The sequence below is a fragment of the Streptomyces altiplanensis genome, from assembly GCF_053591575.1.
The window spans coordinates 13,815-39,543 of sequence record NZ_JBSFUB010000031.1 but is presented as its reverse complement, the minus strand read 5'-3'; the positions used below and the strand labels follow the sequence as shown (position 1 = coordinate 39,543).

The window sequence follows — 25,729 nt, the reverse complement described above, 5'->3', positions numbered from 1 at the left end:
GCGCGGTCGCCGGCCCTCAGGCCCGCGCCTCCTCCTGGCCCCGTTCCTCGGACGGCTTCGGATGCCCGCCAGTGGTCAGGCGGCGTACGTCCCGGCTGCACAGGACCGCTGCCGTGGTCACCACCACCAGAGCCGCCCCCGCGAGGAGGGTGGTTTCGACGCCCACCTCTTCCGCCACCGGCCCCGCGGCGATCTCTCCGATCGGCAGGGCGACGAACGATCCGAGTGCGTCGTAGGAGTAGACGCGGGCCAGGCGGTCGGCCGGGATGTTCTCCTGGAGGGAAACGTCCCAGGCGACGCCGAACTGCTCCAGGGCGACTCCGTTGACGAACATGGCCAGGCTGAGGAGGAGCACTCCCGGCGCCTCCGCGAGGACCACCAGCGGCATCGCTTCGAATGCCACCACGGCCACGCCGATCCGCAACGCGTGCCGGGCCTTGGAGCGCGCGGCGATGAGCCCTCCGGCCACCGCCCCGGCCATCTGGGCGGCGAGCACCAGGCCCCACCCGGTACGGCCGAACGTCTCGTCGGCGACCGCGGGCCCCAGGACCTGGATGCCACCGGCGACGACGGCGTTGACCACCATGAACTGCAGCACCACCACCCACACCCAGGTGCGGGCGGTGAACTCCTGCCAGCCCTCGCGGAGTTCCCGCAGGGGATGCGAGCGCTCGGACGGTTTGTCCGCGTTCTTGGGGAGCTTGATGCCGAAGAAGCAAAACGCCGCGCCGAGGAACGCCACCGCGTTGCAGGCCAGGCCCCAGCCCGGGCCCAGCGCGGCCACGATCACGCCACCGAGCGACGCGCCGATGATCATGCCGAGGTTGAGGGACAGACGCATGAGCGCGTTCGCCGGGCGGAACATACTGGCGGGCACGGTCTGTGGCGTGAGCGCCGCCGAGGCCGGCAGCGACACCGCGGACAGCGCACCGTTGAGGACGCTGAGCAGGATCAGCAGCGGGATCGTGGTGAAGTCCATGAGGACGCTCACCGCGATGGCGCCCTGCACGCACGCGGCGGCGAGCGCGGAGCCCTGCAGGATCGCCGTGCGGGACACCCGGTCGGCGATCACCCCGGCCAGGAGCAGCAGCACGACATTCGCCAGCGACCGGGCGCCCACCACGATGCCCAGGTCCGTCTTGGACCCGGTGAGGTCGAGCACGGCGAAGGCGAGCACGACCGGTGCCATCGCGTTGGCGAAGTACATCAGCAGACGTCCCGACGCCAACTGCCGGAACGGGCGGTGCCGCAGGGGGACGAGGATCGACCCCTCCGGGGAGAGGCGGCTCACAGGAGCTCCTCGCCGGAAGAGCCGGCGGTCACGTCCGGGGCGGGAGCCAGCGTGAAGTGCACGCGCCGGGTCGCGATCCCCAGGCCGTGGACCGCGTACGGGGTGAAGTAGTAGGCCTGCGGCGCGGCTTCGGGGGCCGTCTGAACGGTGAACTCCGCGTGGGCGCGTTCACCGGCGTCCACCTCCACCCGGCGCAGTACCGGCTGTACCGAGGCGAGCAGGTAAGTCGGCAGTACGATGCCCATGTTGATCGTTCCCGCATGTTCCGCGACGGCTTCGACCACCACGTGGAGGCGGCTGCCGGGCGCGGTGTGCTGCTCGGCCTTGACGAGCAGTTCGGGTGCGCCGAGGAACGAGTTGACGACGTCCCCGCAGCGCGCGCACACCGCTTGTACCGTGTCGACGACCACCGGTACCCGGCCGCGCCGCACGTAGCTGCGTACCGGCAGGCCGCAGGCGCACGGCTGCTCGACGGGCACGGGCGCTTCGGCGACGCTGCGCTCTCCCCAGTAGGTGGGGAACTGGAGGACCGGGTCGTCATGGTGTTTCGCGAACCGGTGGGCCAGGGCCAGGTCGAGGGACTTCACCTCGTCGGCGATCGCCCTGGCCGCCACGCCGTGGTCGGGCGTGGACAGTACGACGGTGCGCACAGCGTCACGCAGCACGGAGTCGGCCAGTTTCCGCAGCCGTGGCCGCAGTGGGTACGAGTCCGCCAGCAGGCCGCTGTCCAGCAGCCCTCCCAGCCTGGCCCCGACCGTGTGCAGCGGCGGGCCGGGATCGTCCGCGGCAGGCTCGGCGGCCTCGGACGGCCCGTAGGAACTCAGGCCGGCCTGGACGAAGGCCGGGTACGGATTGATGTCCGCCAGCCGCTCGTTGATCACCCGCGCCGCACTGCCGCCGGACACGCCGGCCGCGACCCAGGCGAGGATCTCCGGTCGCTGGGCGTCGCAGGCGGTGAGCGTCGCCAGAACGGTCTGGGCGGGTCCGTCCAGAGCGTTGAGCAGGATGACGTACTTCGGGTCGTACATGGCGTGGTCGCTCAGAGGACCGCTGAAGCAGTTGGCCAGGACCAGTTCAGCGGCTCGCAGCCGCTGCGCCGGGATCAGCTTGTCCTCCGGCTTGGGGCAGCCGAGCCCGTACGCGCACTTCGGTCCGGCCATGTCCGGACGCCGCTCGCCGACGGGGCTCAGCCCGCACACGGTGAACTGCCCGAGGTTCAGCTGGTCGTCCTTGCCGTTGCCGTGCAGCAGCAGCCGGCGCCACACGCGCCCGAGCGCGAACTCCTGGACGTCTTCGTGGCGCACGTCGTCGGCACCGAACCACAGGACGCCGGGTGCCGGCGGCCGTGTGTCGTGCTCCGAGACCACTCCGGCGGCGCCCTCCGGCACGGCGCGTCCGTACTGCTTGGCGACCATCCAGCTGAGCGTATGGACATCCCGGCCGGTGAGCAGGAACAGGTCCCGCCCCTGCTCGTGGCACCGCTCGACGATGTCCTGGACGGCACTGGCGCGCAACTCCGCGTAGGTTCCGACGATCAGCACGGAACCCGCCTCCGGCATCTCGGAGACATCACGGGCCCAGGTACGGGCCAGTGGTCCGACGAGCGTTTGGAGCGGTGCGGGCAGCGGCGCGCCGATGACCAGGCCGGAGTCGGAGGGGGCGGGGTGCCGCAGTCCGTCGTACACCTGCTCGGCGAGGACGAGGCTGTCGAGCAGGTCGTGGCGTTCGCCCGTCCAGACCGGTACAGGGACGACTCCGGCACCTTCGGCCTGCCACCGGGTGACGGCATCGTCGTAGGCGGGCAGCGTCGCGCAGGCGAGGAAGGTCGGGCCATCCGGATTCCTCATGCCTCCACGACCTCCAGTTCGAAGCGGTCGAGCACCGCGCGCATCCGCTGCTCCACCTCGTCCGCCGTGGCACCCTCCACGTGGACGTAACCGGTGCTGGCGTGCGAGGCGCGCGGTGGGTCGAGGAGGTCCCCGGGCCGGGCGGTCACATGGGCGTCGAGTACACCCGGCAGGCGGCGCAGCTCCTCCTCGCCGGTGATGCTCAGCAGCTTCCCCGGACGGATGGGCAGCAACAGGTCCCCGACCGCGCGGTCGCGCGTGTAGTCCGGCACGGGGACCCGGTCGATGTAGGTGTCCAGGACGACGCCCAGGAAGTCGAAACCGTAGGCGAGCCCGTGGTTCATCGGTACCTCGCAGCCGCTGAGCCGGGCCGCGACCTCGCTCATGTAGAAGTCACCGTCCTCGGTGAGGAAGAACTCGGCGTGCAGATAGCCGTAGGGAATGCCCAGTCCGTCGGTGAGGCGCTGGGCGAGGGCCCTGGCGTCGAAAGGCAGTTCCTCCGACGGGGCGTAAGTGATGTTGGCGTTGATCGCTCCGTCCAGGACTTCCAGGATCGGGCGGGGGTTTTTGGACAAATAGGCGTCCACGACGGTCCCACGGGCCACGACGGCGCACAGCTGGAACTCACGTCCGCTGATGTACTGCTCGACCATCCACGTGAGCGCGGGGTCCAGCGGCAGCAGCGGGGCCAGGTCGGCCGGCGAATCGAGCCGGTACGTGCCGATGCAGGAGTCGGAGTCGATCGGCTTGAGGATCACCGGCCATCCGTGGGTGTCGGCGAACTCCTCCAGGTCACCGGCTTCGGTGACCGGCCGGTAGGCGGCGTGCGGGATGCCCAGCTCCGCGTAACGGTCTTTCATCGTCATCTTGTTGCGGACCCAGGCGACCTGCGTCTCGGAGAGGTGCGGCAGTCCGACCAGAGAGGCGAAGCGCTGCGCCTGCGCCTGGAGGGCCTCATTGGGATTGCAGAAGTGCCGGGGCACGGAAGAGGTGCCTTGTATCCAGTCGAGGTAGCGGGCCGCCTCGTCCTCGAGGGGCTCGGCCGTTGCCAGGGTGAACGTGGGGATGTCGGCAGTACGCCGCACGTACGCGTCGGTGAGGGGCACCGAGTCGAAGCGAAGCAGCACCACGTCGACATCGGTGCGGTTGAGGACGCTCTCGGTGAAGGCGGAGCGACGGCTCTCGACCAGCAGGACGGCAGGACGCGCGGCGGGGGCGGTGTCCGGGCGCGGTGCGGTGGCAGAAGTGGTCATGGGGCTTTCTCCTTACGGCCTGTGCGAGGGCCGTTCGCAGCTGCTGGTAGGTGGTGTGGGGGCAGCCGGCCGATGCGGTCAGCCGATGACCCGGGTCGAACCGTCCATGCGCCCGGGTCGGGTGCGCCGCAGGTCGCGGACGATGTTGACGCGCTTGAGCCACCGGTCGCGGCCGTCGAAGCCGGCACGGAAGGCACGGCGGCCGTGCACCACGTTGCGGTTGTCGACGAAGCAGACGTCCCCGGTGCGGATCGGGATGTCGGTCAGGTTTCCGTCCAGGTGCTCGACGACCCATGCGAGGGCCTCCGCTGCTTCGGCGTCTCCCTCCCGTGCCTGGAAGTAGTCACGGTCGATCCGCAGCACCGGGCAGTCGGGGTGTCCGCCGAGGATGGCGACGGGCTCGCCCTGGGGGGCGTCGTCGGCGTACTCGTGGGAGGCGTCGGGGAGGGCGGTGAACCTGGGCTCGGCGAGGACCCGGGCGAACCGGGAGGGCAACCGGGTGACGTCGACGTGGGAGAGCGTGGTGGGCACGCCTCCGTTGCGCAGCGCGAACAGACCGACCCAGTCGGCACGGTGAGGGGAGAAAGCGTCCTCCGTGTGCCAGGCGAGCTCCAGTTCGCTGGAGGCGGACACCAGGCTCCGTTCGTACCCGCGGCTCGGCAGGACGTCCGTGACGAGACGGCCGGCCTGCTGGGCCTGCCACCCGATCACGTCTCCCAGAAGCGCCGAGTACAGCACGAGCAGGCAGGCGTACGCCTCGCTCGACTTGGTGTCGGCCTCGCTCCAGCGCTGAGGCGTCTCGCCCAGCTCCTCGTCCGTGACGATGTTGCCGCGGATCATCGTCGCGTGCGTCGACTCGTCACGGCGGGCAGCGTTGACGTGGTGCCGCACCGCGAGCGGCAGGTCGTGGGCGATCACCGGCGCCTCGTCCAGGAAGCGCTGGTCGTCGGGGGCCTTGAACTCGTTGGCGCAGGCGACCGCCAAAGCGCGGGCGGCCGCGGCGTCCTGATCGGACAGGTCGAGTATGTGGAGCTGCCGCGCTGTGTCGGGGCCGGCCGCGGCCGGCATGTTCGTGGACATGGGGCTACCTCACAAAGGGGAAGCGTGCGGGGGGAAGCGGATCGGTGTCAGAGGGGGCGGTCGGCCTTCGTCAGCTCTTCGATGCGAGCGAGGCACAGCTCCCGGATGTCCTCCGGGTGCACGAGCTGCCAGCCTTCGGGAACAGTGGCGGAGGCGGGCCACAGGGCATGCCGGCCCTCGGCGGTGACGACAACGAACGTCATGTACTCGTCCTCGAACGGGTCGTCCGGCCACGGCTCTCCGAGGGCCTGCCAGCTGCCGTCGTCGGCCCGGCGTGCGCCGGCCGCGGCACGCCACATGCGGCTTCCGGGCGCTCCGAACGGATCAGGAACGAAACGCTCACCGGTGAGAGCGGGCTGACCGGGATACCCGTGTGCGACACCCGTGCCCGCCACGTACAGGGCACCGGTGGCGCCGGGCGGTACCGGACGGAACGCGGCGTCCAGCACGTACACCCGGTGGTCACCCAGCGGACGGCTCTTCGCGCCGGGCGCGGACCGGGTCAGAAGCCGTGCCTCGGCCACCCCTCCGCGGGTGATCAGGACACAGTCGTCGGGCGCGGCGGCATGGCCGGTGGGAGCCCGGCCCGGGCGGCCGCTCCCCGTGTGGACCAGGAGGGTACGGACACCGGGCCGTTCGTCTTCTGCGTCCGTGGCACCGGGCAGCAGTGCGGCAGCCGTCCCAGCGGGGGCCCACACCTCGTCGGGCGCGGCGCGCCGCAGCCAGTCGGTCAGTACGGACGGGTCCGTCACGTCGGCGGCGTCGGGAACCAGCAGAGTGCGCCCGCAGGCCAGGGCCGACAGAAGGTCGAAGGCGGCGTCCGCGTCGGGAAGGCGCTTGCCGGTCAGCCAGGCGGCACGCGTGTCGGGCTGCCGTGTGCCGTTGTGCACAGCCAGGGCGGCGATGCTCTGGCCGCCCACGAGGGTGTGGCCCGCTTCGGCGACACCGGCCGGCGCCAGCAGGACGGGGCCGTCCGGAGCAGCGGCGGAAACATGGTCCTCGTCGCGCAGGGGGCCGCTGACCGGTTCCTCGGCCGGGCCGTCGGCCGTTTCGGCAGTGGCATCGATGCGCAGGGTCGTCACGCCCTTGGCCGCGAGGTCCGGGGCGTCTGCGCCGAAGTCCGTGATGAGGAGCATCGCAGGCCGTACGGCGCCGAGCCGCTCCAGAACCTCCCCGTCGCCCGCGTCGCCCGCAAGGGGAAGAAGGACCGCGCCTGCTTTCACGGCGGCCAGCGCCGTGACCGCGAAGTCCACGGGCGAGGCGAGTGCCGTGGCGACGACGGTGCCCGGCTCCGCTCCATGTCCGGTCAGGTGCCTGGCCAGGCGGTGGGAGCGGAGGTCGAGCTCGGCGTAGGTGAGCGTCCGGCCGGCGTGGACAAGCGCAGGACTCCCGGGCCGGTGACGTACCTGCTCGGCGAGGAGCTGGGAGACGGTGGCGGGCGCCGCGTTGCCCGCGGGTCCGTTCCACACGCGCTGCGCGTTCACCAGAGCGTCGTCGGTTTGCAGGGCGAGACGGCTGAGGGGGACGCCGGGCGTGTGGAGGCCGGCGTCGAGCAGGGTGAGCAGCTGCCCGGTGAAGGAAGCCACCGCGTCACGCTCGACGACGTCCTGGCGGAAGGTGACGGTGACACCGATGCCCGCCGGGGCGCCGGTGGCGGACTGCCGTTCGGTCAGCACCACTCTCAGTTCGGCGTCCGGATCGGCCCACAAGGTCTCGCCCGTGCGGAGGGAGAGCCCCGCGGCCTCCTGGGCGGGCGCGGCGTGCGGGGCCACGGCAAGCAGGATGCCCCCGGGCGGGGCCTGGGGTACGTCGGCCTTCCGGTACGCGGCGAGGCCGGTGTCGCGCACCCGCCGCAGCAGGGTACGGAATGAGGGGTCTTCGGAGACGTCGGTGCGCAGGGGCAGCAGACGGTCGAACGGGCCGACCGCCGCACGGGCCCGATTGCCGCGAGCCGGAACCTGCCCGGTCAGCAGGATGTCGTCCCCGGCACCCAGGCGCGACAGGAGAGCAACCACGCCTGCCTGTACCAGCATGAACAAGGTGGTGCCGTGTTCCGCGGCGCCTTCGACGAACCGGCGGTGGGTGTCGGCGTCGATGTCGGCGGGCCAGGTGCCGAACGACGGCTCACCCGCCACCGCAGTGGTACCGGGCAGCGCTGTCGGGGCCGGGCCGTCGGCCGGCGCTCGCTCCGACCAGACCTCACCCGGGGCAGGCGTCTCGATCGGTTCCCAGAGGGGGGCTCCGCCCTTCACACGTGCGGCGTAGGCAGTGGCGAGGTCGGACGCGAGGACGGGAAGAGACCACGCGTCGGCAGTTCGCGGGTGCAGGGCGACGACGAGCAGGTGATCGTCGGGAGCGGTGGTGAACAGCCGCGCCGACCAGGGCCGGTCGTCCCCGTTGCCGAGCGGGCGGTGCTGTGCGGCCTGGAACTCCTGCCGCACATCCGCTTCGGCCGTCACCGCGGCCGGGCCGTCGCCGTCGACCGCCGGGCCGTCGACCGCCGGGGCGGAGACGAGCCGCATCACGTGGCGCCCGGCCAGGTCGTCCAGGGCGGCCCGAAGCGCGGCCCGGTTCAGGGTGCCGCTCAGGTGCAGCGGCAGGACGTGGTTCCCGCTGCCGGACGCGATGGCACCGGCGGGCAGCTGCGGATCGCCCAGGAGAGCAGCCAACCGCGCGGGGGTCGGCGCCTCGTGCAGCGCGCGCGCCCCGGGATCCTCTCCCAGGGTGGAGCGCAGCCGGGCGATCAGACGGGCGGCGGCCAGCGAGTGCCCGCCGATGGCGAAGAAGTCCGACTCCGCAGACACCTCGCCCTTGGGCAGCGCAAGGATCTCCGCGAACAGGTCGCGCACCAGCTCCTCCAGCGGCGTTCCCGGCGGTGTGCTGGAAGCGGCGGAGAACACCGGCGCGGGCAGAGCCCGGCGGTCGACCTTGCCGTTCGCGTTGAGCGGCAGGGCATCGAGGGCCATGAAGGCGGAGGGGACCATGTAGTCCGGCAGCTGTTCCTGCAGATAGCCACGCAGTGTGGCGCCGAGGTCGGCCGTTCGGTCGAACGCGTTCGGGGTGTTCGCGTGCAGGAGCGGGTCGGGCCCGCTCCGAAGGACGCAGGTGGATGTGAGCGGCCCCGGCGCCCGGCCGGCCTGCGGGCGGATGTAGAGGACGTCCAGGTGGCTGGGGTGCGCGGACCACGTGGTGATCGCACGGTAGCCGAGTCTTTCGCCGAGAGCGCACAGCTCCTCGGGATCCGGTGCCTCGACGGGAGAGACCGGCGGGCGGCCCGCCACCAGGGGGTTGATTCCCGCGTCCAGCTCTCGCATCGCCGCGTACTCGTCGCGGACGCGCCCGTTGGGGACCGAGGACACGCGCAGCAGTTCCGGCCGTCCGGTCCGCAGCCGGGCCTCCAGGTCCGCGATGCCGCTGGTGAGGTCCTCCCAGCCGATGCGCGGAGCGCCCTCGGCGTCGAGTACGGGCCTTCCTGTACTCAGGACGGCGTCGTACCGGTAGCGCGTCAGCTCGTTGTGGTGCACACCCCGTTTGACCCGCACGTCCACCGACTGCACGCCGGGCAGTTCACCGGCCAGAGAGGTGAACACGGCAGGAGAGAGGAGGAGTTCGGTCTCCAGCCGGACCTGCTGTTCCATGCGGCGGCGCAGGTCCTCGGCGTCCCGCCCGTCCTCACCCTGGGCGACGACGACTCCGGCCTGCATGCACCGCAACAGGTCCAGGTTGCGCAGGTCGCCCAGGAACAGGGAGCCGCCCGGCGCGAGCAGGGACAGGGCGCCCTGCAAAACGGTGCGCAGGTAGTCCAGATGCGGGAAGTACTGGATGACGGAATTCACGACAACTGTGTCGAAGTGCCCCTTGGGCAGCCCCTGTATGTCGTCGGCCGCCCGATGCCTCAGGGTCACTTTGCCGCGCAGCCGTGGGTCGGCCCCGGTCTGAGCACCGAGCGCGTCAATGACGGACGCCGAGAAGTCGGTGCCCCAGTATTCCTCGCACTCCGGTGCGAGCTGGGACATGAGCAGCCCGGTGCCGACGCCGATCTCCAGGACGCGGCAGGGCCGCAGTTCCCGGATGCGCTCGACGGTGGCCGCGCGCCACTCGCGCATCTCCTCCAAGGGAATCGGCAGGAGGTCGTAACTGCTGTTCCAGCCCGCGAAGTTCTCGCCGAACTCGACCGAGGCGGCGTCGTCATAGAGGGCCTCGTAGATCTCCTGCCACTCGGTGACCTGCTCATCGGCCTTCGCCGCGGTGGCGGCCGGGACGACGTGCGCGACCAGTCGCCGGTCGCCCTGCCCGGCCTCGTGGACCGACACCGCGGCGTCGGCGACACTCGGGTGCGACGTCAGGGCCGCCTCGATCTCGCCCAGTTCGATGCGGAATCCGCGCAGCTTGATCTGGTTGTCGACCCGCCCCTGGAATTCGATCGATCCGTCGGCGAGCAACAGGACGCGGTCTCCTGTGCGGTACAGCTTGGTGCCCTCGGCGCCGTAGGGGTTGTCGATGAAGCGCTCGGCGGTGAAGTCGGGTTGCCCCAGATAACCTGTCGCAAGGCAAGGGCCTCCGATGTGGAGTTCGCCTACGGAGCCCGGCTCGACCGGGCGGCCCGCAGTGTCGAGCACATGGGCGACGGTGGCGCCGATGGGCCTGCCGATCGGGACGGTCCGCGCGTCCTTGGCCGGCGGGGAGACTTCCTGCCAGGTGGCGAAGGTGGTGGCCTCGGTGGGACCGTACACATGGAGCAGCCGACGTGGTGGGGCGGCGTCGAACACGGCCCGGACTTTGCGCGGGTCGCATGCCTCGCCGCCGAACAGCAAGGCGCGCAGCGGTGCAAAGGCCGCCGGGCGTTCCTGCGCGACCTGGTTGAACAGGGCGGTGGTCAGGAACATCACGGTCAGGCCGTGGTCGCGCACCGCACGTTCGAGTGCGGGCGGATCGACGACCACGTCCTTGGGCAGCCCCACCACTCGAGCGCCGGCGGTGAGGGCACTCCAGATCTCGAAAGTGACCGCGTCGAACGCGGGGTTGGCCGCCTGCGCCACCCGGTCCCGCGGAGAGAGTTCCACATAGTCGGTGGAGTTCACCAGATCGAGGACGGCTCGGTGCGGGATGACGGCGCCCTTGGGCGTCCCGGTGGTCCCCGAGGTGTAGCAGACGTAAGCGGCGTCTGCCGGACCGGGCGCGAAGGCGGGGGTCACGGACGGCAGCCGGGCGAGCTGTGACGCCAGAGTGTCCACGGCCACTTTCACCGTGTCCTGGCCGTCGTGGTCCGCCGCGTACGCAGCCTGTGTCACGACGGCGCGTGCGGCGCAGTCACGCACGATGAGCCGCCGCCGGTCCGCCGGGTGACCGGGATCCACAGGGACGTAGGCGGCACCTGTCCGCACCACGGCCAGCAGGGCGACGACCAGGTCGGCCCCCGGCGGCAGGCACACCACGACATGATCCCCGGGGGCCACACCGCAGGCGGCGAGGTGGGCAGCCAGCCGATTGGCCCGGGAGCCCAGCTCCCGGTAGGACAGAGCGGTGCCGTCCCACGGGTATTCGACGGCGATCGCCTCAGGAGTACCGAGCACATGCTGTTCGACCAGCGAAGAAAGAGTATCGGGTGCACGCTTTTCCGCACACGACTCTGCAAGAGAAGTGGAATTCATATCCCCGTACCGGTAAAGCAAGCCGGAAAAAAGGTGTCATGCATCTCTGCAATTACCGGCTCCGCGCATGAAGTCGGAAAAGGGGTTTCCATTTCCGACTTCCGGACCGCGCCGACGCTACAGGCCATCCCTGGGTGGGTCAATGATCAATTACCGCGCTCCGACGCGGGCCATCTCACGTGCGGCTGTGAGCAGTTGGCTTGTTTCGGACTGTTTTCAAGCGGCTGGTACTGGCGGCAGGAGCCCGGCCCGACGGGCCGGCTGCGGCTGGGAAGCAGGTGTGCGAATGGGGTGCGTGACTGGGCCGGGATCCGGGGGAGGGCGTTTATGGCCTGCTCGGCGGCTTGTCGGGGGTTTCCTTCCCTGTGGTCGCAGTCGTGGGGCTTGAGGCCGGAGGTTCTGAGGCGTGAGCGTGACCGAGCCTCCCGAGGGGTGCGGGACGGAGGCGGAACGGATCGGCCGGGCCGTCAGGGGTGGCGGATATGCGGCGCTACGAAATGAGGGGCGAGCCTCCGCATCATGATCATCCGGCGAGGAGGATTAAGGGTAAAAGCCGCAAACGCAGCTCGGTGTTCCCCTGGAAGAGGACCGGGGCCCTGGCCTTTGTGAACCGAGTACCTTTCACCGTCATCCCGGGCAGACCAGTTGAAGCGGGCCAGGCGGAGCGGACCAGGTGAAGCAGGCCGGTAAAAGGTGAGGGCTGCCAGGACGATGCCCGTGATCGGCCGCATGCGGGCCGGTTTCCACCCGCCGGCCGGGTTGCCTGCCGAGACCCCGGCCGGATCTGTCGGACGATCAGAAGTCTTAGGGCTTGAGGGTGTTCCAGTTCATGACGTCGGCTTCGGACCAGATGAACTCCGACGGCACGCCCTGGCTGTCGAAGGCGTCCTGCTCGGTGCCCGGACCGGTGTCGCCGGTCCGGTCGCGCATGGCGGGGGAGAGGGGCACCGACGTGTGGGTCTTCGCGCTGTCGGCGAAGAGGTTCACGGCGGAGCAGACCTTGCCACCGGGCCGGACCGTGATCCGGGTGGTGCCGCCCATGGCGTCCTTCTGGCCGGGCCCGCTGGTGTTCCGCTCGCGTGCGGCTGACGTCCCGCTGACACCGCGGGGTCGCGGCACGAGCTCATGTCTGGGCCATGAGCCGCAACATCGCCGTGTCGTACCGTGCGCGCAGTCCCACATCCGCCGACACCCGCAGCAGCGCGCCCAGCGCCCGTACCGTGCCCTCGTCGTAGCCGAACGACTCCGCCTCGCGCGCCGCGCTCTCGAGGCGCCGGATGCCCTCGGCCTCGTCCCCCATTCCCAGGAGCGCCTCCCCGGCCGCCGTGAGCAGCAGCACCCGGGACGCCGGCGAGGCGTCCGAGGAGGTGCCGAGGGCAAGTGCGGCGACGGACGTGTCGAGGGCCGACTGCCATTGCCCGGCCTCCAGCCGGTGCCGGGCGAGATGGTGCAGGGCCAGCCGCTCGGTGTGGGGATCGCCGGCTCCGCGCGCCAGTTCCGCCGCCTGCACGCACCCCTCGGCCGCCTCCTCCAGGCTGCCGAGCACCGCTTGGGCCAGCGAGAGATTGACCAGCGCGGTCGCCTCGCCGCGCGGGTCGCCGGCCCGGGCGGCGAGCGCGGGGGCGGCCTCCAGGTGGACCATCGCCTCCTCGGTACGGCCCTCTTCGGTCAGTACCCATCCGAGCAGGGCGAGGACCCGCGACTCGGCGCGGGCGTCGGCATCGGCCCGTGCTGCCTCGAGCGCCGTCTGCAGCAGGGGAGTCCAGCCGTCCAGGACCCGCCACACCATCTGCGGCCACAGCCCCAGGACGATCCGCCAGGTCCTGCTGTGCAGTCCGGCGGCGTGCGCCGCGGCTGCCGCCAGGGTCAGGTCGTCACGTTCAGCCGCATACCAGGCCATGGCCTGGTCACGGTCCGCGAACTCCCTCACCCCCCGCGGCGGACGAAAGTCCGCAGGCAGCGCGAAACACGACTCGTCGCCGGGCTCGGCCGCGTCGGCCGCGGCCAGGGCGGTGGCCACGGTGTGGTCGAGCACCCGGACGAGGGCGTCGGCTCCGGCGTCCAGGCCGCGCGCGTACAGCCGTACGAGATCGTGCAGCGTCCAGCGCCCCGGCGCGGTCCGGGTGACGAGGTGTGCCGCGGCCAGCCGGTCCAGCGCGGCCCCGGCCGTGACCGGGTCCGTACCGGCCAGGGCCGCCGCCGTATACCGGTCGACGTGCGTGCCGGGGTGGCGGCCGAGATGTGCGAAGTGGTGGGCGACGTCGTCGGGCAACCGGCGCACGGTGAGCCGCAGCGCTGCCTGTACGCCCGTGTCCTCCACGTCCAGCAGGCCCAGCCGGCGTGACTCGTCGGACAGTTCGGCGCTCATCGCGCTCAGGGACCAGTCCGGCTGGTCCGCCAGCCGGGCGGCGGCCACCCGGAGCGCGAGGGGAAGCCCGCCGCACAACTCGGCGAGACGCCGGGCGGCCACCGCCTCCGCGAGCACCCGCTCCTTGCCGAGCACCGCGGCGAGCAGGGCGGTGCCGTCCTCCGGTTCGAGTACGTCCACGGGGACGGGACGGGCGGCATCAGAGGCGATCAGGCCGCGCAGCCGGTACCGGCTGGTGACCATGGTGACGCACCGGGTGCCACCCGGCAGCAGCTCTCTGACCTGCTCGCTGCCGTGCGCGTTGTCGAGTACGACAAGGAGCTGACGGTCGGCGGTGAGGGACCGGAACAGCGCGGACGCACCGTTCGTCGACTCCGGGATCCGGCGCGGCGCGACCCCCAGCGCCAGCAGGAACTCGCGCAGCACCTCCAGGCGGGTCGGCTCTCCCGTATCGCTGAAGCCGCGCAGGTCGGCGTAGAGCAGGCCGCCGGGAAACCCGGCGCGGTTGCGGTGTGCCCAGTGCACCACGAGCGCCGTCTTGCCTACTCCTGCGGGACCGGTGACCAGGCAGACGGGTGCTTCGCCGGCGGCGGCCCGGGACAGCGCGACGAGTTCGGCGGCGCGTCCGTGGAAGCCGCGCGGCATGCGCGGCAGCAGGTCGACCGTGCCCGGGGACGAGGGGGAGGCCGGCGGCGCGTGGGTGGTGACGGGCACGGACGGCGGCACCGGGGCCGCGGCCTCCTCCGCCTCGTACCCTTCCCCGCGCAGCGCCACTGCGTAGGCGTCCGCCAGCTCCGGCCCCGGATCGACCCCCAGTTCGTCGGCGAGCAGCCGCCGGGTGCGGTGGAACCAGTCGAGCGCCTCCGAGCGGCGCCCCGCGCGCTGAAGCGCCCCCATGAGCGCGGCGGCCAGCGATTCGCGCATCGGATGGGCGCCGGTCTCCGCGCGCAGCACGGCAGCGGCCCGGGCGTGCTCACCCGACCGCGTGTAGGCCGCGGCCAGCGATTCCACCGAGGCCAGCCGCAGTTCCTCCAGCGCGTGCGCGGCGGCCTGCAGCGGCGGACTCGGGTACGCGCCGGTCAGCGCGGGCCCCTGCCACAGCGACAGCGCCTCCTGGTACATCGCCACGGCGTCGGCCGGCGCACGCTGACTGCGGGCCAGCGTCACCAGCTCCTCGAAGCGGTGGGCGTCCAGCAGGGTCTCCGGCATCCGCAGGACGTACGCCGCGTTCTGCGTGACCAGTTCGACACCGAACATCTCGGCGTCCGCACCGGAGAGCAGAGCCCTCAGACGCGACACGTGCCCCTGGATGACACTGCGGGCGCGCGGAGGCGGTTCGTGATCCCACAGTGTTTCCGTCAGCTGGTCCACCGGCACAGGGCAGTTGGGCCTCAGCAGCAGAGCGGCGAGGAGGCTGCGCCGCTTGGCGGGACCGAGTGGCAGCTCACCGGCCTCGGTGGCGACGGAAACCGCTCCGAGCAGCCGGAACTCCACTGGTACAACTCCTCCTGAGGGGCAAAGAGCCAGATTACCGGAGGGGCGGGCGAGCGTCCCGGGTGCCCGTGGGATCGCCGGTGGTGCCGTGCCCCTCCGCCGTCCGGCAGTCTTCCGGCCTGCCGGGGACGCACGTCCGGGCATTGGCGGATGTGGTCTCGCCGCGCGCTTTGGGCCTGCACAATTCGGCTTGTGATCGATGACGACCCGTACCTGTGGCTGGAAGACGTTGAGAGTGAGGCCGCGCTCGAGTGGGTGGCCGGGCGGAACGCCGAGACGGAGGCCGCGCTGGCCGCCGGCGCCGGCTTCGCTTCCCTGAAGGAGCGTCTGCGGGAGGTGCTGGACGCTTCCGACCGTATCCCCTACACCACCCGTCGCGGAGCGTTCCTTTACAACTTCTGGCGGGACGCCGGCCACGTGCGTGGTGTGTGGCGGCGTACGACGCTGGAGCAGTACCGCAAGGACGCTCCCGAGTGGGAGGTCCTCCTCGACGTCGACGCGCTCGCCGCAGCGGAGGACGAGAAGTGGGTGTGGGCCGGCGCGCGGGTGCGCCGCCCCGACTACGACCGGGCACTGGTGTGTCTGTCGCGCGACGGTGGTGATGCCGTTGTGGTCCGCGAGTTCGACCTTGTCACCCGGACTTTCGTCGCGGGAGGGTTCCAGGTGGGGGAGGCGAAGACGCGGATCGGGTGGATCGACGCCGACACCGTCTTCGTCGGCACGGACTGCGGGCCCGGCTCGCTGACCGACGCGGGCTATCCGCGCACGGTGCGCAGGTGGCGGCGCGCTACGCCGCTGGAGGAAGCCGCCCTGGTCTTCGAGGCCGGGGCGGAAGACGTGTCGGCCTGGGGCCAGCACGACGACACACCCGGTTTCGAGCGGGACTTCGTCGGCCGCTCGCTGGACTTCTTCCGCAGCGAGGTGTACCTCCTCGCCCCCGACGCCACGCTCGTGAAGATCGACGTTCCCGACGACGCCCGCGCCTACGCCCATCGCCAGTATCTGATCGTCACCCTGAAGTCCGACTGGCTCGGACACCGGGCGGGCTCCCTGCTGGCGTTCGGCTTCGACGCCTTCCTGGCCGGCGACCGCACCGCCGAGGTGCTGTTCGCACCGGACGAGCGGACGGCTCTGGCCGGGCACTCGTGGACCCGCCGCCATCTGATCCTGGAGACGATGCGCGACGTCAGTACCCACATCGAGGTCCTCACCCCGGTCTCCGGCGGAGGGTGGGCGCGCAAGCCGCTCGCGGACGTTCCGACGCTGTCCGCGGTCACCGTCGTGGACACGGACCCGGACGTCTCCGACGAGTATTTCCTGGATGTGTCGGGGTTCTTGCAGCCCTCCACCCTCTACCGCGGGCAGATCGGCGCCGACACGGAGATCCTCAAGCAGGCTCCGGCCCGCTTCGACACGGACGGTCTGGCGGTGGAGCAGTTCTTCGCGACCTCCCGGGACGGCACGCGGGTGCCGTACTTCGTGATCGGCCCCGGCCGCGGCCCCACGGGCCCCGGCCCCGGTCCCGCCCTGCTCTACGGCTACGGCGGCTTCGAGGTCTCCCTCACCCCCTTCTACGGCGCGGTGACGGGCCGGGCGTGGCTGGAGCGCGGCGGCACCTACGTGATCGCGAACATCCGGGGCGGCGGCGAGTACGGACCGGACTGGCACCAGGCCGCACTCGGCGCGGACCGGCCGCGAGCCTTCGAGGACTTCGCGGCCGTCGCCGCGGACCTCGTCGCGCGGGGCATCACCACCCCGGGCATGCTGGGCGCCGCGGGGGGCAGCAACGGCGGCCTGCTCATGGGCGCGATGCTCACCCGCTGCCCGGAGCTGTTCGGCGCGATCGTCGCCCAGGTACCGCTGCTGGACATGCTCCGCTTCCACAAGCTCCTCGCCGGCGCGTCCTGGATCGCCGAGTACGGCAACCCGGACAACGAAGCCGACCGCCCCCACCTCCGTGCGCTCTCCCCCTACCACCGGCTCACCGCGGACCGGACATACCCGCCGGTCCTCCTGATGACCTCCACCCGTGACGACCGCGTCCACCCCGGCCATGCCCGCAAAACGGCCGCACGGCTGCGTGAACTCGGCCACCCGGTCCTGCTCCACGAGAACACCGGCGGCGGCCACGCAGGCGCCAGCGACAACGAACAGTCGGCCCACAACGAAGCCCTGGTGCACACCTTCCTGTGGCAGCACCTCGCACCACCGGTCCGGCCGGCCGGACGCGACTCACCTGGACGGTGAGGCGGCCTGCCGCCTCTGAGCCGTGCCCCGGCGACCAGCCGGTGAGAACCGGACGGCTGCCATATTCCCTTGGCGGCCTGCCCGGTGGCTGAGACCATCTCCGGCATGGCCAACTGGGCGACTTTCGTGGTGGTGCCGGAGGACGGCGCTCATGAGGTGTACGAGGCCCGCTTCGGAGCGGTGGGCCTCGACCTCGACCTGCTTGCCGGGCCCGACGTCGTCCTCCCCCTGATCCGCGCACGCACCCGGGTGCGGGGGCATTGGCGCGACGACCGTACGTGTGAGGCGGGTGCGCTGATCGACCTGCGGCGCAAGACGCTGCTCCTCTTCGCCGGGGAGGGGCCGGTCACACAGATGCGCCACCGCGCAGTCACCTGGGAAGTGCTCCACCACGTGTGGCGGGGCTGGAAGCTGAGCTGGACGTACAACGGACCGGCCGATCTGCGCGCCTACCTCGGCCTGGATCCGGAGGAGGTCCGGGCACGCGATCGGTCGGTGTATCCGGAGACGGTGCTGGGGCCCGACGACGAGGAGCTCGCGAGCTGTGACCCGTTCGTCCGGGTCGTCACGCTCGGCACGGACCGGTGCCATCTGCTGTCCGCAGTCAACGACCACCCGATCGCCGAGGGGCCGGCCCTTCTGGACCGGCTCGCGGGAGCACCCGTCCACGGCGCGTGCACGGTCGCCACCGACTCCGGGATCCATATCGATCCCGAGCGACGACAGGTCGGCTGGTGGCTGCTCAACGGGGTCGCGGACGCCGGGGAGATGGCCTCCCGCTGGCCCGGCTGGACGGTGGAGTGCTGGCAGGACCGCTGGGAGGAGCACGTCCGCGTGGCGGCCGGCAGCTTCGCGCCGCCGGCGGTGGACCGGGAACAGGCCCTCGCGGAACTGAGGGGTGACGCGCTGGAGCACTGGTCCCGGCGAGGCCCCGGCGAGTGGACCGGCTGGATGCAGGCGGCCGCGCCGGACAGCCTGGTGAACGCCGTGACGGCAGCGATCAGCACCGCTGGTCCACGCCCCTCGTGAACGGAGCCGGATGGCGGGAGCAGCGGCGGTGACGGCGCCGAGGAGACACGGACGCGCTCGTCGACCGTGCACTGCTCGGCGAGCCGGGGCCAGAGGTCTGGTCGCTTCAGACCGCGAAGACCGCGAAGACCGCGAAGACCGCGAAGACCGCGGTGAAACGCTGAACGGCCGCTTCGCGCGGGGCGACGGAGACTACGACGGCGTACGAACAGCACTGGGGAGACGCGAGGGTCGGGTGGAGCGGGGGCGGGGGCGGATCCGGACGACACCCTCGGGGAGGGCGTCGGTGCCCGTTACCTGCGCGAAGCCCGAAAGGGTGAGGCTGCGGAGGGCAGGGACGGCGGCCATGGGAGAGACGTCCACCTGCTGGCCGTGGCCTGAGGAGCTGACGGCGACGGTGTGCGCGGCGGGGAAGAGGCGGGCGACGAGTCTCAGGCTCTCGCCTGCCACCTGGGTGAGGAAGACGTCGGTGACGCGCTTCAAGGGCGCCACTTCGTGCAGATCCCGGTCCCGTGTGTCGACGCGGTTCAGCTGGATCTTCGTCAGCCCCGGCAGGCTCGCCACCTCGATCGCATGAGTGGCAAGCAGTTGTGCGGACAGCCCCAGGTGGGTGAGCCCGGCCCAGCGGGACAGCCCCTTCAGCGGTTCATCGGCGGTGAACCGGAACCCCAGGGTCAGCGATCGGAGATCGTGGCGGGCGAGCAGGCCCGCCAGGTCGAGATAATGCGGCAGCGCGGTGTCGAGGGACAGGCTGCGCAGGGTGGTCAGCCAGGCGAGCGCGGTGATGTCCAGGCGCGGGTGCATGTCCTCCAGTCCCAGGTGCGTCACCTTTGTGCCTTGCAGACCGTCCAGGTCGGTGATGCCCGGCAGGCCGTAGAGGGTCAGCTCCTCCAGCTCCGGGTACCGGGAGAGCCAGTTGAAATCGCCGATCGTACTGCCGCCGCCCAGCACCAGGGACGTGATCCGGGGCGCGTGGTGAAACCGGGGAAGCTCCTTGAGGGGGTGAGCTCCCCTGAAGTGGACCCCGGTGATGTCCAGCGGGCGCAGGGCCTCGGCCTGGCGGCTGTCGTCGATCTGGATCAGGGCGTAGGGCTCCGCAAGGGGCGCGAGGACCTCGGACACGTACTCGTGCGGGTCGAAACGGGACCAGTTGAGCGCGAGCCTGTGGCTCACTGCTGTCGCAGGCAGTCGGCTGAACCCCTTGAGATAGGCCAGTGCCGTATCACCGCCCAGCTGTTGAGCAGCCCAGATGGCAGCCGGCACCTCGTCCTCGGCCAGGGCGTCCGGAGCGGGCAGCAGGTCCAGTACGACCGGCCCCACCTCGCCCAGGACGTCCGCCTCGGCCAGGGACCGCGGCGGAATGTGGTCGTCGGCCCTGGCCTGGATCTCCGAGCGGACCGTTGCCGAGAGCTCCGTGGCGTGCTGCAGACAGGCCAGGGCCAGCAACGAGAGCCGCGTGCCGCTCTGCGGGTCGGAGGCCGAACGTTCCATGATCCTGCCGAGGAGGTCCGCGCGTTCGTCCGGTCGCGCGTGCGCCACTGCCATGCGGACGACGTCTTCCCACTGCTCGTCGTGGGCGTTGTTGGCCAGCAGCGGAAGGTCCTTTGCCTCCACCGCCGCCTTCGCCCCCAGATAATCCTGGAAGGTGCGGTGCACGAAGTCCACCGTGTCCAGCGTCGGGGCGCGCAACAGCCCGGTGCGGACCAGCAGGTGGTTGAGGATCGCCGGGGAGTCGCCCTGCTCGCCGACCGACGGCATCAGGGGAAGGGCTTCGGCGATCAGCGACTCCGCCGTCGTGCGGGCCAGTTCCGTCTGGCCGTTACGGATGAGCCAGTAGGCCAGTTTCTGCAGCAGCTGAATGCTCTCGCGTTCGCTCAGCCCGATTCCCTCGGGTGCGATCACCTCGCGTTCCTGGTCGCGCCGGATCAACAGCATCGACAACGCGGCGGCGTACAGCTCCATGCGGTCATGGGGGAGTTGCCCGCGCCGGTCCCGGTGCAGGGCGCACACCAGAGCGCAGAGCAAAGGGGTGGTCGTGAGCAGTGCGAGATCACGTTTGGCGCGTACCTTGTCACGCAACGCGGTCTCGAGCGCTTCCAGATGTGTCCGCACCTCCCGGCTGGGGGCCCCGGCCTTCGCCGCCGCGTGCCAGCGGGTCACGAAGATGCCCACGTCCGTACGGCTCATCGGCCGGACGGTGAGTTCGCGGAAGCGCACATCCCCCAGCCAGGAGTCGGGTACCGCATTGGGGCGAGTGGTGACCACCATCCTTGAGCGGCCGTACGCCGCCACCAGTTCCCGCAGCCACTGCCCGGTCCGTTCCCGCATGGCCTTCGGGACCTCGTCCAGGCCGTCGACAAGGATCAGAGCGCGTCCCGAGGCCAGTACCCGGTCCGCCCAGCCCTCCGGCTGTGCGGCGGCGAAGGAGCAGCCGACGGCCGACAGGTACTCGGCAGGGGTGGGCAGATCGCCGCGACGCCCCAGGGTGCGCAGGGGAAGAAGGAAGGCCACCGAGGAGTGCAGCTCCTCCAGCGGGCCGGGCAGCTGCCCGGTCGCAGTGGCGCAGGCGAGCCACTGCAACAGCGTTGTCTTGCCGCTGCCGGCCAGCCCCCTGATCAGTGTCCGCGGGGAGCCGGAGAGCGCCAGTTCGGCCCGCTCGACCCGCTGCTGGGCGGATGCGTAGCCGTTGTAGCTCCAGCCGAGGTCCCGTTCGGCGAGCTCCAGGCTCAGGTACGCGGCGTCCAGCGGCCAGCTGGCCTTGGCGGGGCCGCGCAGGTCCAGGCCGACGACGGTGAGCGAACTGTGACGCAGTTTCAGGTACTTGCGGTAGCGAGCCTCGAATGCCATGTCCTGTGGCGACAGTCCCTCGGTGTGGGCGGTCCGGGTGGGGCCCAGGCACGTGCGCCGCAGCCTCAGCAGTTCGTCCGGGTCCAGGCCGAGGGCACCGGCGAGGGCGACGAGAGTGTCTTCGCTGGGGACGCTGCGGCCGTTGAAGGCCTGGCTGACCGTGGTTCTGCCCAGTCGCGCACGCCTGGCCACCGCTGTCAGTGTCATCCGGCGTCTGGCGCGGGCATCGCTCAAGAGATCGCGCAGGTGCTCCAGCGCTTCCTCCTTGGTCAACGCAGGCTCCCATCCACGGTGTTCGCCGTGCTCGTGAAGTTCGCAGTGTTCGCAGACGTTCATCTTGGACCGGCCGAACACCGCCGCACACCGAAACGGCGAAGGTGGCACCCACGGCCCGGACGTCCCGGGCTTGCGCGGCGACCGGAGTGGGGATCTGTGATGACGTTGACGACGGCGAGGACGTTGCTGGCGCTGGCTCTTCTGGCGACTGTTCTCACGGGGCTGCTGGTGGCGGGCGTCGCCGGTGTGCTGGCCCGGTTGGACGGGGCGACGGTGCCGGCTGCCTTCACGCGTGCCGGTGTGGCGTTCGCCGGGACAGTGGCACTGCTGACCGCCGTACTGGCCCTTTTGGCGGGGCAGTAGACGCCGCCCCGTTTGGATCACACGTCTCGCTTGTCCGAGCAGACACATGGGTGGACCAAGCCCAGGCCGGCCGCCCGGTTCGGGAAATCGTCGTCCGGCAGGAAGACCCGTTCGCACCGGGCGGTGGGATCCCGTGCTGTGTCAGGCGCGGACCAGCGGCGTGTCGACCGAGTGCTCGGCCAGGAACCATGCCTGCAGCTCACCGGTCCTGATCACCTGCGACACCAGCAGGCCGTTGGTGCCGTCGTCACCCAGTCCGGCGGCCCGGGCGGCGTCGTCGTGGGCGTCGACGAGGATGCTTTCGTGGGCCTCCAGCAGCCGTGACAGCATGGCCGGCACCTCCTCGACACCGTTCGGAGGCCGTGGAACCGACGTGATCTCCGCGACGTGCCGGGGGTCTCCCACTGCGACGCCGTCCAGGGACTGGACGCGTTCGGCGACGGTGTCGACGCGTCCGAGCTGTTCCCCCTTGCCCCGCAGCGCATGCCGTGGTGCTCACGAGCGCACTGTGCCCGGTGCCCGTCGCCCGGGCCCGTCGCCCCGGTGTTCGCTCTCGGGCAAACCCCCGTGCGTGGGCGGACACGAGCCGTTGTCCTGCCGCTCTAGCGTCGGCAGGACAGTCCACGCCCGGGTGGCCGGCGGAACGAGGAGCGGTATGAGCAGGAACGAGCAGGCGGATGTGGTGGTCGTCGGGCTGGGGCCGGGCGGTGAGTACGTCGCGGGCACGCTGGCCGAGGCCGGACTGGACGTGGTGGGGGTCGAGGCGGAGCTCGTGGGGGGCGAGTGTCCGTACTGGGGATGCGTGCCGAGCAAGATGATGATCCGGGCCGGAAACCTGCTCGCCGAGGCCGGCCGGATCCCCGCCCTCGCCGGTGAGGCGGTCGTGACTCCGGACTGGGGCGGGGTCGCCCGGCGTATCCGGGACGAGGCCACCGACGACTGGAACGACCAGGCCGCCGCCGACCGGTTCGCGGCCAAGGGCGGTCGGCTCGTCCGGGGGACGGGCCGCCTCGCGGGACCGCGCCGGGTGACGGTCGGCGACCGCACGTTCGAGGCCCGGCGGGGTGTCGTGCTGGCCACCGGCACCCGTCCCCGGATTCCTCCGGTGCCGGGGCTCGAAGGAACTCCGTACTGGACCAGCCGGGACGCCATGGCGGCCAAGGAGCTGCCGGCGTCGGTGATCGTGCTCGGTGGAGGCGCCATCGGCGTCGAACTCGCCCAGGTCTTCGCCCGCTTCACCTGCGCGGTCACGGTGATCGAGGGACAGGACCGGCTGCTGGCGCAGGAGGAGCCGGAAGCGGGGCGGCTGGCGGCGGAGGTCCTGCGGGCCGACGGCGTCACCGTCCTCGTGGGCGCCCGGGCGCGGCAGGTCGGCCATGACGGTGCCGCGTTCACCGTACGGCTGGAGGGGAACGGGCAGCCGTTGCGCGCCGAACGGCTTCTGGTGGCGACCGGGCGCCACGCCGCCCTGGCCGCGCTGGGGGTCGAGACGGTGGGGCTCGATCCGACGGCGGGGGCCGTGCCCACGAACGGGCAGATGCGCGCCGGGGAGGGGCTGTGGGCGGTCGGCGACCTCACCGGCCGGGGCGCCTTCACCCACGTGTCGATGTACCAGGCGGAGATCGCCGTCCGGGACGTCCTCGGGCAGCCCGGCCCCGACGCCGACTACCGGGCGCTGCCCCGCGTCACGTTCACCGACCCGGAGATCGGGGCCGTGGGGCTCACGGAACGCCGGGCGCGGGAACAGGGACTGTGGGTGCGTACCAGCGTGCTGCCCATCGCCTCCTCCACACGCGGCTGGATCCACGGGCCGGGCAACGAGGGCTTCGTCAAACTCGTCGAGGACGCCGACCGGGGCGTGCTGGTCGGCGCGACCTCGGCGGGGCCCGCGGGAGGCGAGGTGCTCTACGGCCTGAACGTGGCCGTCCACGCCGAGATACCCGTCGACCGGCTCCAGCACATGATCTACACCTATCCCACCTTCCACCGGACGATCGAGGCGGCCCTGGGAGCCCTCCGTTGAACCGCTCCCCGGCCGTCCAGGCCGATCCGGCCGCCCGGCGGTGGCGCACCATGGCGGGCCGCAACCCCGGAGAACCGCACCGGTCCGCCACCTCGCTGGAACTCTTCTCCGACCTGTGCTTCGTCATCGCGGTGGCCCAGGCGTCCAGGAGCCTGCACGAGACACTGGCGGAGGGCGACTACGCCACCGGTGTGCTGCGCTTCGCGCTGGTCTTCTTCACCATCTGGTGGGCCTGGATGAACTTCACCTGGTTCGCCTCCGCCTACGACCCGGACGACATCCCGTACCGGCTGACGGTGCTGGCCCAGATCACGGGCTCTCTCATCCTCGCCGCCGGTGTCCACCGCGCGTTCCAGGACGGGGACCTGCGCGTCATCACGGCCGGATACGTCGTGCTGCGTACGGCGCTGGCCGCGCTGTGGCTGCGCGCGGCCTTGTCCGACCGGGCCCGGCGGAAGACGATCCTGCGCTTCGCCGCCGGGGTGTCGGTGTGCCAGATCGGCTGGGTGGGATTGCTCCTCCTGCCCGCTCCCGCGCGGTTGCCGGGCATCGTGGTGATGATCGCCGCCGAGGTGTCGGTTCCCGTCTGGGCGCAGTCCGCCGGAATGACGCCATGGCATCCGCACCACATCGCCGAGCGCTACGGCCTGTTCACCCTCATCGTCCTCGGCGAGTCCGTCGCGGCCACCACCATCGCGGTCCAGAGCGCCTTCGGCCGGCAGCACGGCACCGGTTCCCTGTACGCGCTGGCGGCCGGCGGACTGCTCATGGCCTACGCCATGTGGTGGCTGTACTTCGCCAGACCCGCGCACGCCCTGCTCGCCACGACCCACCAGCTTCACCGCAGGAGATTCACCTGGGCCTACGGCCATTACCTGATCTTCGCCTCGGCGGCCGCCGAGGGCGCCGGCCTGGCCGCGTACGCCGAACACCTCACGCATCACACCAGTACCTCGCCGACGGTTGCCGGCGCTGCCGTCACCGTCCCGGCGGCCGTCTTCCTGATCACGGTCTGGGCGGTGCACCTGCGGCCCCACCAAAGGAGCCGGGTCGAGCGCATCGCGTTTCCGGTCGCCGCGGCCGGTGTTCTGTCGGCCGCCTGGTCCCCCGCGCCGGCACTCGCCGCCGGGGTGCTCCTGGCGGGCCTTGTCGCGGTGGTCGCGGTGCGGCGCCGGTGAGGAGGGCCGCCCGGAACGGACGAGCCGCGCGGACGCCCCCTCTGCGGGGAGTGCGTCCGCCCGGCCCGGCCCGGCCCGGCGCCGCGACAGCTCGTCGCGCCCCTGCTCCGGGCACGGCGGGGCCCTGCGTCCCGCACCGGGAAACTGCCGCCACGGGCCTTGCCCGCGGCGCCCGGGTCACTGCTGAGGGGCCCTGCGGACGGGATGCTTGCTCATGATGGAGAGCCGGTTGAAGGCGTTGATGGTGATCGCCACCCAGATCACCGCGGACACCTCGTCGTCGGTCAGCACCTGGCGGGCGGTGTCGTAGGCGGTCTCCTGCGCGACGGCGTTCGCGGGAGTGGTGGTCGCCTCCGCCAGAGCGAGCGCCGCGCGCTCTCGCGGCGTGAACAGCTCGGTGTCCCGCCAGGCCGCCAGCACCCCCAGCCGCTGCGTGCTCTCGCCTGCGCGCAGCGCCGCCGCGGTGTGTACGTTGAGACAGTAGGCGCAGCCGTTGACCTGTGACACGCGCACGTTGATCAGTTCCACGACAGCGCGGTCGAGCCCGGCTCCGGCGGCGACCGCGCGGACCGCTTCAGAGGTCTGCACCAGTGCGTGATAGGCCTTCGGGCTCTGCTTGTCTATGAAGACGCGCCGGGCGGTGAGGTCCGTGGTGTCACTGTTCAATGGGGACTCCTTCCGAGGCCGCTTCCGGCCTTGTGCGTTCCGCTGTACGGGCCGCTGTACGGGCCGAGCTCGTCAGCCTATGATTCAGAACAGTAATGTTGAACTTGCAACCATCC

At 71.4% G+C, this 25,729-nt stretch carries 14 protein-coding genes and 1 pseudogene; 5 read left to right on the top strand and 10 right to left on the bottom strand.

Annotated features, from left to right (window positions below; translation table 11 throughout):
- Positions 1-16: 16 nt before the first annotated feature.
- From ACWD0Y_RS16365 to ACWD0Y_RS16335, 7 genes are all read right to left on the bottom strand, one after another.
- A complete protein-coding gene (locus ACWD0Y_RS16365; protein WP_450261014.1) occupies positions 17-1,291 on the bottom strand; it encodes an MFS transporter in 1,275 nt (424 codons plus the stop codon).
- Entirely contained in the window at positions 1,288-3,138 is a 1,851-nt protein-coding gene (locus ACWD0Y_RS16360; protein WP_450261013.1) for a hypothetical protein, read from the bottom strand. The genes ACWD0Y_RS16365 and ACWD0Y_RS16360 overlap by 4 nt, the downstream gene beginning before the upstream one ends.
- Positions 3,135-4,391, bottom strand: a complete 1,257-nt coding sequence (locus tag ACWD0Y_RS16355) for an ATP-grasp domain-containing protein (protein WP_450261012.1) — start codon at positions 4,389-4,391, stop codon at positions 3,135-3,137. The genes ACWD0Y_RS16360 and ACWD0Y_RS16355 overlap by 4 nt, the downstream gene beginning before the upstream one ends.
- 78 nt (positions 4,392-4,469) lie before the next feature.
- Positions 4,470-5,471: a guanitoxin biosynthesis L-enduracididine beta-hydroxylase GntD gene (gene gntD / locus ACWD0Y_RS16350; RefSeq protein WP_450261011.1), complete on the bottom strand. Its 1,002-nt coding sequence runs from the start codon at positions 5,469-5,471 to the stop codon at positions 4,470-4,472.
- A 47-nt stretch (positions 5,472-5,518) separates the two neighbouring features.
- Positions 5,519-11,044 carry an amino acid adenylation domain-containing protein gene (locus ACWD0Y_RS16345; protein WP_450261010.1) on the bottom strand — a complete coding sequence of 1,842 codons (5,526 nt, stop codon included), beginning with the start codon at positions 11,042-11,044 and terminating at the stop codon, positions 5,519-5,521.
- Between the two features lie 882 nt (positions 11,045-11,926).
- Positions 11,927-12,241, bottom strand: a complete 315-nt coding sequence (locus tag ACWD0Y_RS16340; protein WP_450261009.1) for a hypothetical protein — start codon at positions 12,239-12,241, stop codon at positions 11,927-11,929.
- Between the two features lie 4 nt (positions 12,242-12,245).
- Positions 12,246-14,984, bottom strand: coding sequence for a BTAD domain-containing putative transcriptional regulator (locus tag ACWD0Y_RS16335; protein WP_450261008.1), 2,739 nt, complete (start codon positions 14,982-14,984; stop codon positions 12,246-12,248).
- A gap of 150 nt (positions 14,985-15,134) precedes the next feature.
- Here ACWD0Y_RS16335 and ACWD0Y_RS16330 point away from each other — a divergent pair, with 150 nt between their 5' ends.
- Positions 15,135-17,231 carry a prolyl oligopeptidase family serine peptidase gene (locus tag ACWD0Y_RS16330; RefSeq protein ID WP_450261007.1) on the top strand — a complete coding sequence of 699 codons (2,097 nt, stop codon included), beginning with the start codon at positions 15,135-15,137 and terminating at the stop codon, positions 17,229-17,231.
- An 84-nt stretch (positions 17,232-17,315) separates the two neighbouring features.
- On the top strand, positions 17,316-18,260 hold the full coding sequence (locus ACWD0Y_RS16325) for a hypothetical protein (RefSeq protein WP_450261006.1): 945 nt from the start codon (positions 17,316-17,318) through the stop codon (positions 18,258-18,260).
- A gap of 192 nt (positions 18,261-18,452) precedes the next feature.
- Here ACWD0Y_RS16325 and ACWD0Y_RS16320 read toward each other — a convergent pair whose 3' ends face one another.
- Positions 18,453-21,380: an NACHT domain-containing protein gene (locus ACWD0Y_RS16320; protein WP_450261005.1), complete on the bottom strand. Its 2,928-nt coding sequence runs from the start codon at positions 21,378-21,380 to the stop codon at positions 18,453-18,455.
- Between the two features lie 162 nt (positions 21,381-21,542).
- Between ACWD0Y_RS16320 and ACWD0Y_RS16315 the strand changes: the two genes are divergently transcribed.
- A complete protein-coding gene (locus ACWD0Y_RS16315) occupies positions 21,543-21,746 on the top strand; it encodes a hypothetical protein (RefSeq protein WP_450261004.1) in 204 nt (67 codons plus the stop codon).
- Positions 21,747-21,887: 141 nt separating this feature from the next.
- Here the strand turns inward: ACWD0Y_RS16315 and ACWD0Y_RS16310 are convergent.
- A pseudogene (locus tag ACWD0Y_RS16310) lies at positions 21,888-22,214 on the bottom strand (ferritin-like domain-containing protein); the annotation flags it as partial.
- Positions 22,215-22,401: 187 nt separating this feature from the next.
- Between ACWD0Y_RS16310 and ACWD0Y_RS16305 the strand changes: the two are divergent.
- The gene (locus ACWD0Y_RS16305; RefSeq protein ID WP_450261003.1) at positions 22,402-23,769 is read left to right on the top strand and encodes a dihydrolipoyl dehydrogenase family protein; all 1,368 of its coding nucleotides are present in this window, start codon (positions 22,402-22,404) and stop codon (positions 23,767-23,769) included.
- Entirely contained in the window at positions 23,766-24,947 is a 1,182-nt protein-coding gene (locus ACWD0Y_RS16300; protein ID WP_450261002.1) for a low temperature requirement protein A, read from the top strand. Before ACWD0Y_RS16305 ends, ACWD0Y_RS16300 begins: the two co-directional genes overlap by 4 nt.
- Before the next feature lie 177 nt (positions 24,948-25,124).
- On the opposite strand, the gene ACWD0Y_RS16295 is transcribed toward ACWD0Y_RS16300, so the two are convergent.
- Positions 25,125-25,613: a carboxymuconolactone decarboxylase family protein gene (locus tag ACWD0Y_RS16295; protein ID WP_450261001.1), complete on the bottom strand. Its 489-nt coding sequence runs from the start codon at positions 25,611-25,613 to the stop codon at positions 25,125-25,127.
- Positions 25,614-25,729 lie beyond the last annotated feature (116 nt).